Here is a 10,156-nt window from a genome sequence, read left to right on the forward strand (position 1 = left end):
GACCACCGAGAGCCAGCTCCCCGCCTTCGAGACCACGCGCCGCCAGGCCGCCTACCGCGTGGCGGTGCTGGCGGGCCTGCGCCCCGCCGAACTGGAGCCGATGCTGCAGCCTCGGCAGTTGCGCGTGCTCGACAAGCGCCTGCCCATCGGCGACCTGGGCGACCTGCTGCGGCGCCGGCCCGACGTGCTGCGCGCCGAGCGCGGCCTCGCGGCCAGCACCGCCGACGTGGGCGCAACGACCGCGGAGCTGTATCCGCGCTTCGACATCGGCGGCTTCCTCGGCTTCATCGCGCTGCGGGGTTCGGACCTCGGCAGCACGTCGAGCCGCGCCTTCAGCGTGACGCCGGGCGTGAGCTGGCCGGCGCTCCGGCTGGGCTCGGTGAAGGCCCGCGTGCGTGGCGCCGAAGCCCGCGCCGAGGGCGATCGCGCGCTCTACGAGCAGACCGTGCTGCGCGCCATCGAGGACGTGGAAAGCGCCCTCACCGGCTACGGCCAGAACCAGCAGCGCCTGCAGTCGCTGGTGCAGGCCGCGGCCCGCAGCGGCCGCGCAGCCGAACTGGCCGAGGTCCGCTACCGCGAAGGGGCCGCGCCCTACCTGAGCGTGCTCGATGCGCAACGCACATTGCTGCGTGCGCAAGACGCCGTGGCCGAGGCCGAGACCGCCTCGTACACCAGCCTCGTCGCGCTCTACAAGGCGCTGGGCGGCGGGTGGCAAGCACCCTCGGATTCAAGGGGAGGCCCGGCCGCCTGACAATCGGCCTTCACAGAACCCACGAAACGTCCATGTCAGCCCCCATCGACGCCAAGCCCGCCTGGATGCCGCACCAGCCGGCAGACCGCATCCTCTCCACGCTCAAGACCCGCGGCGCGCTCGGCATTCCCGACATCGCCAAGGTGCTCAACGTCACGGTGGAAGCGGTGCGCCAGCAGATGGCCAAGCTGGAGGCCGAAGGCCTGGTCGATGCCGAGAGCCGTCCGAGCGGCCGCGGCCGGCCCACGCAGATCTGGCGGCTCACCGGCGAAGGCCACAAGCGCTTTCCCGACACACACGCGGAGATGACGGTGCAAATGATCAGCGCCGTGATCAGCGTGTTCGGCGAGAAGGGCATGGACCAGCTCATCGGCGCGCGCGAGGACGCGATGCGCGCCACCTACACCGAGGCGATGCGCGGTGCGCGCAGCCTCAGGACGCGGCTGGAGCGGCTCGCCGAAATCCGCAGCCGCGAGGGCTACATGGCCGAGTTCCGGCCCGAGGGCGACGGCTTTCTCTTCATCGAGAACCACTGCCCCATCTGCACCGCGGCGCAGGCCTGCACGGGTTTCTGCCGCAGTGAATTGCAACTCTTCGACGAAGTGCTGGGGCCCGAAGTGACCGTCAGCCGCGTCGAACATGTGCTTGCGGGTGCGCGGCGCTGCGCCTACCAGGTCAGCCCGAAGCCGCGCGCCTGAGCACCGGATAACGATTTACCCACAACCGACCCAAAGGAACCACGATGGAACACAAGCTCCCACCCCTGCCTTACGCGCTCGACGCACTGGCGCCCGAGTACTCGCAGGAGACCCTCGAGTACCACTACGGCAAGCATCACAACGCCTACGTCGTGAACCTCAACAACCTGCAGAAGGGCACCGAGTTCGAAGCCCTCACGCTCGAAGAAATCATCAAGAAGGCCAGCGGCGGCATCTACAACAATGCCGCCCAGATCTGGAACCACACCTTCTTCTGGAACTGCATGAAGCCGCAAGGCGGCGGTGCACCGACCGGCGCGCTGGCCATGGCCATCGATGCCAAGTGGGGCAGCTACGACGCCTTCAAGGAAGCCTTCGTGAAGTCGGCCGTGGGCAACTTCGGCTCGGGCTGGACGTGGCTCGTGAAGAAGGCCGACGGTTCGGTGGACATCGTGAACACCGGCGCCGCCGGCACGCCGCTGACGACCGCAGACACCGCGCTGCTGACTGTCGACGTCTGGGAGCACGCCTACTACATCGACTACCGCAACCTGCGCCCGAAGTTCGTCGAGACCTTCCTCGCCAAGCTGGTGAACTGGGACTTCGTCGCCAAGAACTTCGGCTGATCGATCAGCCGTTGATCAGGTTCAGGATGTTCCCGTCCGGGTCCTTGAACCACGCGACCTTCATGTCGCCCATGACATGAAGGTCGCCTTCGAGTTTCGTGTCGGGCATGTCGTAGTGCTCGAAGCGCACGCCCTTGGCCTTGAGCGCGGCGACGAGGCGCTCGATGTCCGCGCCGACCTGCCAGGTCACGGCCGTCGCCTGGTTGGTGCCGGCGAACTCCGAGCGGTACACGTTGATGCGCGTGTTGCCGCTGCCATAGACCACGACCTCGTCGCCCTCCGCGTCGACTTGCGCAAGGCCCAGCGTGCCTTCGTAGAAGCGGCGGGCCACCGCGAGGTCTTTCACCGCGAGGTTGGCCGTCGCATCGATGTTTCCGAGCATGGGTGTCTCCTTCGTGTGGATCGATATTTCATGTTCGGCGCCGAAGCGGCCCTGTCAAGTCGCCGCCGTCTGATACGGGGCCCATCGCAAACCACGAAAACACCGGCGCGGCGCTTGCGGCACACTGCACCCTTGGTGCAGTGAGGCCAAAAGACCTCCATCGCCACTGCTGCAACCCCGCTCCGATTCGTCCAGACAAAGAGACAAACCCATGATCCGCAAACTCACCCGCACGCTGGCCCTTGCGCTGGCACTTCCCTTGGCTTTTGCCGCAGTTGCCGTGCACGCGCAGAGCTATCCCGCCAAGCCCATCCGCATGATCGTGCCCTTCCCGCCCGGCGGCGGCACCGACATCCTGGCGCGCCTGGTCGCGCAGAAGCTCACCGAGGCCAACCACTGGACCGTGGTGCCCGACAACCGCGGCGGCGCCGGCGGCACCATCGGCATCGCCGAGGCCGCGCGCGCCGCGCCCACGGGCTACGACATCGTGATGGGCCAGAAGGACAACATGGTCGTGGCCCCCTGGCTCTACAAGAACCTGAGCTACAACCCGGTGAAGGACCTCACGGCGGTGGCCCACGTGGCCTACACGCCGGTGGTGATCGTCACGCAGGCCAACTCCAGGTTCAAGACGCTGGACGACGTGGTGAAGGCCGCGCGCGCCGCGCCCGACACCGTCACCTACGGCTCGCCCGGCAACGGCACCACCATCCACCTGGCCGGCGAGATCTTCAACAGCGCCGCCAAGATCAAGATGCGCCACGTGCCCTACAAGGGCTCCAACGCGGCCATGATGGACGTGCTCGCGGGCAACGTCGACCTCATGGTGTCGTCGGTGCCCTCGGCCATGGCGCAGATCAAGGCCGGCAAGCTGCGCCCGCTGGCCGTCACCTCCGCCAAGCGCAGCACGTCGCTGCCCGAGACGCCCACCGTCGCCGAACTCGGCTACAAGGGCTTCGACGTGAGCACCTGGTACGGCATCTTCGTGCCGGCCAACACGCCCAAGGACATCGTCGCCACGCTGAACACCGAGGTCAACAAGCTGCTGGCCACGCCCGAGATGAAGGCCGCCATCATCGGCCAGGGCGCGGAGCCCGAGAGCATGACGCCCGACCAGTTCGGCGCGCTGCTGAAGACCGACTACGAGAAGTGGAAGGGCATCGTGCAAGCCTCGGGCGCGACCATCGAATAAGCCTTCGCGTCGCAGAATGGTGTCTCCACAACGGGCCGCAATGACGGCATGGAGACACCGATGGCATTTCGCAAGAACCCGCGCACCCTGCTGCTGAAGACGACCGCCCTGGCAGCGGTCGCGGCCTTCCTCCAGGGCTGCGCGCAGACACCGGCCCAGCAGACGCCGCCCTCCGAAGCCACCATCGCCGCGCACGTCGCCGCGGCCACGCGCGATGCGGGCACCGACCTCGCGCCGCTCCTGGCACTCTGCAAGCCCGCGCCCGCCGCGCAGCCGCCGCAGGCCGAAATGGACAAGGGCCTCAGGGCGCTCATCGACAAGCCCGCGCCGCCGCCGGGCAAGGCCTTCGACAACCTCTACTTCGTGGGCGCAGACTGGGTCAGCGCCTGGGCGATCAAGACCTCGGACGGCATCATCCTCATCGATGCGCTCAACAACCAGATGGAAGCCGCCGCGCTCATCGAAGGCGGCATGCGCAGGCTCGGCCTGGACCCGGCGCAGATCAAGTACGTGGTCGTCACGCACGGCCATGGCGACCACTACGGCGGCGCGCCCTACCTCGCGCAGAAGTACCGCGCCCGCGTGGTGATGAGCGAAGCCGACTGGACGATGACCGAGACGAAGCTCGAATTCGCGACGCCAATCTGGGGCGCCCCACCCAAGCGAGGCGCGGGCGACGTGTCGGTGAAGGACGGCGACCGCCTCACGCTGGGCGACACCACTGTCACGCTGTACATCACGCCGGGCCACACCATGGGCACGATCTCGCCGGTGTTCGACGTGACCTCGAACGGCCGGAAGCACCGCGCGATGCTCTGGGGCGGCACCGCCTTCAACTTCGGCAAGAACGTGCCGCGGCTGGGGAGCTACATCGATGCCACGCGGCGCATGGGCACGGTGGCAGAGGCGCAGAAGATCGATGTGCTGGTGTCGAACCACTCGGGCTACGACGGCTCGCAAGGCAAGCTGGCCGCGCTGCGGCAGCAGCCGACGGGCGCTGCGAATCCCTTCGTGATCGGCACGCCCGCGGTGTCGCGGGCGTTGAACGTGATGGGTGAGTGCGCGCAGGCGCAGCGGGATCGGTTCGTGCTGCAGTGAGCTCTTGTTCCCTCACCCGCTGGGGCAAGGTTGGATTGGGGGCACGCGGCGTTTGATACGCCGCTGACGCTTGATGCGCCGCTAGCCCCCACCCCTGCCCTCCCCCAGTGGGGGAGGGAGAAATACCGGGAACTCAATCAGGCACGAACTTCGTGTTGAAGATCTCGACGTCCGACGCATCCTCGAACGTCGCCACCTGCCCCATCTTCCCGTCGCTCATCCTGCACGCCGAGAACAGGCTGTAGCGGCCCTTGAAGTAGAACTCGTCCATCACGATCAGCGCGTACGGGTACGGCACGAAGACCTGGTGCTCGAAGATGACGCGGTGCACGTTCCTCGGCGACGGAAAGAGCTTGTAGTCGTTGGTGTCGATCGACTTTGCGGTGGCCATGGTCGTGCTCGTTTCTGGGCGTTCAGGCCGGGTCGCGCACGTCGGCCACGGGGTTCGTGCCGAAGTCCTCGCGCGCCAGGTACTTGAGCACCTTGGCGGCTGCGCTGGCGGGGCTGTCGAGGCGGCCCTCTTCCTTCATGCTCACGAAGCGCGTGCGGTCCGGAAAGTTCTCTGCCGACGCGCCGCGCAGTTGCACCTGCATGTCGGTATCGATGATGCCGGGCGCGAGCGAGACGATGCGCGCGCCGTTCGGTGCGGCCGCTTCCTCGAGCGCCACGGCCTGGGAGAAGCGGTCCATGCCGGCCTTGGCCGCGCAGTAAGGTGCCTGGCTGCCCATTGCGTTGCGGCCGAGGCCCGACGAGATGTTCAGCACCTTGCGTGCGCCGCGCCATTCGCGCGTGGCGTTGAGGAAGGCGGCGGTCAGCAGCATCGGCGCTTCGAGGCCGATGCGCAGCGCCAGCGACAGCTCGCCGGTCACGGCGCCGGCCAGCGGTGCCGGGTTGCCGACGGTGCCCGCGTTATTGATGAGGGTCACGCTGTCGAAACGCTGCGCATCGAGGGTCTTGAGCCAGGCCGACACGCGGGCCGATGCGGCGACGGGGTCGGACAGGTCCTGTTCCCATTGCGTGAGTTCGGCGCCGGCGGCCTTGGCGGCTTCGGCCAGTTGCGCATCCTGCTTGCGCGAAATGCCGAGCACGACGTGGCCGGCTTGCAGCAGCTGTTCGGCCATGGCACGGCCCAGGCCGCGCGAGGCGCCGGTGATGAGGGTGAGGTGAGAGGCAGCGGTCATCGGAAAACTCTTTTCTTGAAGAAGGCGGGAGGTTAAGGGGTATCGAGTGGCCTTGCGGCTCAACCGGTACGGAATTGCTTGCGCAGGAACGCGCGGTGCCGCGCGATGTGCTGCAGTTGCGCGGGCGCGATGGTGCCGCCGAGGTCTAACTCGTCGGCGCCGTTGAGCACCGCATTGGCATGCGTCATCGCACGCGCGACGACTTCTTCTTCGCTCACGCCCTGCTGCGCGGCGAGGTCGAGCGCCACGCGGCGCATCGCACGCTGCGAAAGCATCCACATCGCGCCGAAGCGGTCCCAGGCGAGCGCGGCCTCTTCGGCCTTCTCGCGGTCCGCGAGGATTTCGCTGAGGGGCTTGGCGAGGATCGCGTCGAGCGCATCGATCTTCTCGGTGAGCGCCTCGTTGCGTTCGATGGCTTGCTCCAGCGTCGGGCCGGCGTCTGCGGGCTTCGTGTTCGGCGCCTCGGGCGGGGGGATGAATGCCGCTTCCGCGTTCGCGGGCACGACCTGGATCTGGTCTTTGAGGGTCATGAGGTTTCCGTTTCCGCCGAGGCGTTCTTCTTGTTCGACATCGCGCTCACGCGCAGGCCCGGCAGGTCGAGCACGCGCAGGCCCCCGTACTCCACACGGATCAGGCCCTGCGCCGAGAGACCGTTGAGCGCCTCGTTCACACGCTGGCGCGACAGGCCCACGAGGTACGCCAGCTCCTGCTGCGTGATGCGCAGCACTTCGCCCACGCCCGGGTACAGCACCGGGTTGAACAGCGACACCAGGTTGCGCGCCACGCGCGCGTCGGGGTTGTTGAGCCGGTCGATCTCCAGCGCCGCGATGAACTGGCCCAGGCGTTCGTTGAGCTGGTTCATCACGAAGCGGTTGAAGCCGATCGAGTGATCAAGCAGCCAGTGGAAGCTCTCGATCGGCAGCCCCGCCACCACGCTGCGGCGCAGCGCCTGGATGTTGTAGCGGTAGGGCTCGCGCTTCATCACCGTGCCTTCGCCGAACCAGCCACCGGGCGGCACGCCGGTGTAGGTGACCGAGCCGCCGTCGGCGTTGTCGTTGCTCATCTTGAGGAGCCCTTCGACCACCCCGAACCAGTAGGTGGGCGAGCGGCCGACGCGGCAGACCAGGTCGCCGGGCTCGGCCTCGCCGACCACCAAAGCAGCTTCGGCGCGGCGGCGCTCAGCGGGCGTGAGCGTGGGCAGCCAGGGGATGCCGCCGAGCTCCGCGGCATTGGCGGGACGCACGCGGTCCCTGATCGAATTGCCGAGCGAGCTCTGGTTGAGATTGCCGTGAGGCATCGGGAAACTCCGGGGAGTAGTGTCCCTAGGATTGTCGTCGGAACGACAAGTGGGCGTCAAAGTGAGGCCTACGATCCGCCCACTGTGCAAACCAACGACCCCACCTTCCCCCGTCTGCTGCTCGCGCACGCCCAGGCCCAGCCCGAGTCGCCCGCGGTGCGCGAGAAAGACCTCGGCATCTGGCAAACCTGGACCTGGAGCGCCGCGGCCGAGGAGGTGCGTGAGATGGCCTGCGGCCTCGCGAGCCTCGGGTTCAAGGCCTTCGACAACCTCGCCATCGTGGGTGCCAACCGGCCGCACCTGTACATGGCGGTCGTCGCCGCGCAGAGCCTGCGCGGCGTGCCGGTGCCGCTCTACCAGGACGCGGTGGCCGGCGAGATGGTCTTCATGCTGCAGGACGCGGCGATCGACTTCGTGATCGTCGAAGACCAGGAGCAGGTCGACAAGCTGCTCGAGTGCCGCGAGCTGCAGAAGGACCAGGCGCACGGCATCCGCCACATCATCTACGACGACCCCAAGGGCCTGCGCCACTACGACCAGCCCGGCCTCATGAGCTACGAGCAGCTGCGCGCGCTGGGCCGCGAGTTCGACAAGGCCAACGTCGGCTACTACGACCGTGCGGTGGCGAGCGGCGAGGCCACCGACGTCGGCGTGATCCTCTACACCTCGGGCACCACCGGCCGCCCCAAGGGCGTGTGCCAGACGCATGCGAGCTTCATCGCGGCGGGCCGCGGCGGCGTGGAGACCGACAAGCTGGGCCCCGGCGACAACATCATGAGCTACCTGCCGATGGCGTGGGTGGGCGACCACCTGTTCTCCGTCGCGCAATGGCTGGTGGGCGGCTTCACGCTCAACTGCCCCGAATCGGCCGAGACGGTGATGAACGACATGCGCGAGATCGGCCCGAGCTACTACTTCGGCCCGCCGCGCACCTTCGAAGGGCTGCTCACTGCCGTGTCGATCCGCATGGAAGACGCGGCGCGTCCGAAGCGCTGGCTCTATGCGAAGTTCATGGCGCTCGCGCAGCGCGTGGGCGCCGACATCCTCAACGGCGCGCCGGTGAGCATGGGCGACAGGCTCATGTACGGCCTTGGCAACCTCCTGATCTACGGGCCGCTTCGCAACGTGCTGGGCATGAGCCGCATCCGCGTGGCCTACACCGCCGGCGCGGCCATCGGGCCCGACCTCTTTCGCTTCTACCGCTCCATCGGCGTGAACCTGAAGCAGTTCTATGGCCAGACCGAGACCTGCGCCTACGTGTGCCTGCAGCAGGACGGCAAGGTCAAGCTGCAGACCGTGGGCACCGCCGCACCGGGCATCGAGCTGAAGATCGCCGACGACGGCGAGGTGCTGGTGCGCGGCGTCTCGGTGCTGAAGGAATACTACAAGCGCCCCGACGCCACCGCCGAGGTGCTCGACGCCAACGGCTACTTCCACACCGGCGATGCGGGCGTGCTCGACAGCGAGGGGCACCTGCGCATCATCGACCGCGCGAAAGACGTGGGCCGGCTCGTGAGCGGCGCGATCTTTGCGCCCAACTACATCGAGAACAAGCTCAAGTTCTTTCCGCAGATCAAGGAAGCGGTGTGCTTCGGCAATACGCGCGACCAGGTCTGCGCGGCCATCAACATCGACTTCGAGGCGGTGGGCAACTGGGCCGAGCGCCGTGGCCTGGCCTATGGCGGCTACGTCGACCTGGCCGGCAAGCCCGAAGTGTTGGCGCTCATTGCCGAGTGCATCGGCAAGGTCAACGCCGACCTCGCAAGCGAGGACGGCATGGGCGAGACGCAGATCGCGCGCTTCCTCGTGCTGCACAAGGAGCTGGACCCCGACGACGACGAGCTCACCCGCACGCGCAAGGTGCGCCGCGGCTTCATCGCCGAGAAATACGCGGTGCTGGTCGATGCGCTCTACGGCGGCAAGACCGAGCAACACATCGAGACCCAGGTCAAGTTCGAGGACGGACGCACCGGCGTGGTGAGCGCCACGCTGAAGATCGTCGAGGCGAAGACCTTCCCCATCGTGAAGGCGGCTGCATGAGCGCGCGAAAGACCGGCGAGGTCATCCTCGACGTGCAGAACATCTCGCTGAGCTTCGGCGGCGTGAAGGCGCTGACGGACATCAGCTTCGACGTGCGCGAGCACGAAGTGCGCGCCATCATCGGCCCGAACGGCGCGGGCAAGAGCTCGATGCTCAACTGCATCAACGGCGTCTACTGGCCGCAGCAGGGCTCCATCACTTTCCGCGGCCAGACCTTCAAGCACATGAACTCGCGCCAGGTGGCCGAGATGGGCGTGGCACGCACCTTCCAGAACCTGGCGCTCTTCAAGGGCATGAGCGTGCTCGACAACATCATGACGGGACGCAACCTCAAGATGAAGAGCGGCCTGCTCGCGCAGGCGCTGCGCTGGGGCCCGGCCGAACGCGAGGAGCTGCGGCACCGCGAGTTCGTCGAGCACATCATCGACTTCCTCGAAATCCAGGCGCACCGCAAGACCCCGGTGGGCCGCCTGCCTTACGGTTTGCAGAAGCGCGTGGACCTGGGCCGTGCGCTCGCGATGGAGCCGCAGGTGCTCTTGCTCGATGAGCCGATGGCCGGCATGAACGTCGAAGAAAAGCAGGACATGAGCCGCTTCATCCTCGACGTGAACGACGAGTTCGGCGCGACCATCGTCCTCATCGAGCACGACATGGGCGTGGTGATGGACATCTCCGACCGCGTGGTGGTGCTGGACTACGGCAAGAAGATCGGCGACGGCACGCCCGACGAAGTGCGCAACAACGAAGACGTGATCCGGGCATACCTCGGTGTGGAGCACTGACGCCATGCCCAACCGCACCCGGATGAATTGCTCCTTCCCCTCCCGGGGGAAGGCTGGGATGGGGGCACGACAGCCCTCGCAACACAACCGCGCCTCATCAGGCGCCGCG

At 67.3% G+C, this 10,156-nt stretch carries 12 protein-coding genes; 7 read left to right on the plus strand and 5 right to left on the minus strand.

The genetic code is table 11. From position 1 onward, the window contains the following. From RT97_RS22330 to RT97_RS22340, 3 genes are all read left to right on the plus strand, one after another. Positions 1-751 (plus strand): TolC family protein (locus RT97_RS22330; protein WP_042581024.1); only part of this gene is annotated, 751 nt, incomplete at its 5' end. 32 nt (positions 752-783) lie between these two features. Next, complete coding sequence (locus RT97_RS22335) at positions 784-1,449, plus strand: helix-turn-helix transcriptional regulator (protein WP_042581025.1); 666 nt, start codon at positions 784-786, stop codon at positions 1,447-1,449. A gap of 44 nt (positions 1,450-1,493) precedes the next feature. Next, on the plus strand, positions 1,494-2,075 hold the full coding sequence (locus RT97_RS22340; RefSeq protein ID WP_042581026.1) for a superoxide dismutase: 582 nt from the start codon (positions 1,494-1,496) through the stop codon (positions 2,073-2,075). Positions 2,076-2,079: 4 nt separating this feature from the next. Here RT97_RS22340 and RT97_RS22345 read toward each other — a convergent pair whose 3' ends face one another. Continuing rightward, complete coding sequence (locus tag RT97_RS22345; protein WP_042581027.1) at positions 2,080-2,457, minus strand: VOC family protein; 378 nt, start codon at positions 2,455-2,457, stop codon at positions 2,080-2,082. Positions 2,458-2,668: 211 nt separating this feature from the next. On the opposite strand from RT97_RS22345, the gene RT97_RS22350 reads away from it, so the two are divergent. Both RT97_RS22350 and RT97_RS22355 read left to right on the plus strand, forming a co-directional pair. Then, positions 2,669-3,649, plus strand: coding sequence for a Bug family tripartite tricarboxylate transporter substrate binding protein (locus tag RT97_RS22350; RefSeq protein WP_042581028.1), 981 nt, complete (start codon positions 2,669-2,671; stop codon positions 3,647-3,649). Between the two features lie 60 nt (positions 3,650-3,709). Continuing rightward, positions 3,710-4,747, plus strand: a complete 1,038-nt coding sequence (locus RT97_RS22355) for an MBL fold metallo-hydrolase (RefSeq protein WP_042581029.1) — start codon at positions 3,710-3,712, stop codon at positions 4,745-4,747. 133 nt (positions 4,748-4,880) lie between these two features. On the opposite strand, the gene RT97_RS22360 is transcribed toward RT97_RS22355, so the two are convergent. The 4 genes from RT97_RS22360 to RT97_RS22375 are packed head-to-tail and all read right to left on the minus strand — an operon-like array spanning position 4,881 to position 7,225. Beyond that, positions 4,881-5,138 (minus strand): hypothetical protein, encoded by a 258-nt coding sequence (locus RT97_RS22360; protein ID WP_042581030.1) that lies wholly within the window; start codon positions 5,136-5,138, stop codon positions 4,881-4,883. A 22-nt stretch (positions 5,139-5,160) separates the two neighbouring features. Further along, on the minus strand, positions 5,161-5,928 hold the full coding sequence (locus RT97_RS22365) for an SDR family NAD(P)-dependent oxidoreductase (RefSeq protein WP_042581031.1): 768 nt from the start codon (positions 5,926-5,928) through the stop codon (positions 5,161-5,163). A 59-nt stretch (positions 5,929-5,987) separates the two neighbouring features. Then, on the minus strand, positions 5,988-6,458 hold the full coding sequence (locus tag RT97_RS22370; protein WP_042581032.1) for a hypothetical protein: 471 nt from the start codon (positions 6,456-6,458) through the stop codon (positions 5,988-5,990). Then, positions 6,455-7,225, minus strand: coding sequence for a Crp/Fnr family transcriptional regulator (locus RT97_RS22375; RefSeq protein WP_042581033.1), 771 nt, complete (start codon positions 7,223-7,225; stop codon positions 6,455-6,457). The genes RT97_RS22370 and RT97_RS22375 overlap by 4 nt, the downstream gene beginning before the upstream one ends. 84 nt (positions 7,226-7,309) lie before the next feature. Here RT97_RS22375 and RT97_RS22380 point away from each other — a divergent pair, with 84 nt between their 5' ends. Together RT97_RS22380 and RT97_RS22385 are read left to right on the plus strand one after the other, a co-directional pair. Further along, entirely contained in the window at positions 7,310-9,265 is a 1,956-nt protein-coding gene (locus RT97_RS22380) for an AMP-binding protein (RefSeq protein ID WP_042581034.1), read from the plus strand. Continuing rightward, positions 9,262-10,047 carry an ABC transporter ATP-binding protein gene (locus RT97_RS22385; RefSeq protein WP_042581035.1) on the plus strand — a complete coding sequence of 262 codons (786 nt, stop codon included), beginning with the start codon at positions 9,262-9,264 and terminating at the stop codon, positions 10,045-10,047. The genes RT97_RS22380 and RT97_RS22385 overlap by 4 nt, the downstream gene beginning before the upstream one ends. Positions 10,048-10,156: the final 109 nt, after the last annotated feature.

It is taken from the genome of Variovorax paradoxus, from assembly GCF_000834655.1.
GTDB classification, from domain to species: domain Bacteria; phylum Pseudomonadota; class Gammaproteobacteria; order Burkholderiales; family Burkholderiaceae_C; genus Variovorax; species Variovorax paradoxus_F.

Excerpts from the sequence above, each read along its gene's own strand:
- RT97_RS22385 (WP_042581035.1), top strand. The coding sequence starts at position 9,262 with ATGAGCGCGCGAAAGACCGGCGAGGTCATCCTCGACGTGCAGAACATC.
- RT97_RS22345 (WP_042581027.1), bottom strand. The coding sequence starts at position 2,457 with ATGCTCGGAAACATCGATGCGACGGCCAACCTCGCGGTGAAAGACCTC.
- RT97_RS22335 (WP_042581025.1), top strand. The coding sequence starts at position 784 with ATGTCAGCCCCCATCGACGCCAAGCCCGCCTGGATGCCGCACCAGCCG.
- RT97_RS22355 (WP_042581029.1), top strand. The coding sequence starts at position 3,710 with ATGGCATTTCGCAAGAACCCGCGCACCCTGCTGCTGAAGACGACCGCC.
- RT97_RS22365 (WP_042581031.1), bottom strand. The coding sequence starts at position 5,928 with ATGACCGCTGCCTCTCACCTCACCCTCATCACCGGCGCCTCGCGCGGC.
- RT97_RS22340 (WP_042581026.1), top strand. The coding sequence starts at position 1,494 with ATGGAACACAAGCTCCCACCCCTGCCTTACGCGCTCGACGCACTGGCG.
- RT97_RS22350 (WP_042581028.1), top strand. The coding sequence starts at position 2,669 with ATGATCCGCAAACTCACCCGCACGCTGGCCCTTGCGCTGGCACTTCCC.
- RT97_RS22360 (WP_042581030.1), bottom strand. The coding sequence starts at position 5,138 with ATGGCCACCGCAAAGTCGATCGACACCAACGACTACAAGCTCTTTCCG.
- RT97_RS22375 (WP_042581033.1), bottom strand. The coding sequence starts at position 7,225 with ATGCCTCACGGCAATCTCAACCAGAGCTCGCTCGGCAATTCGATCAGG.
- RT97_RS22370 (WP_042581032.1), bottom strand. The coding sequence starts at position 6,458 with ATGACCCTCAAAGACCAGATCCAGGTCGTGCCCGCGAACGCGGAAGCG.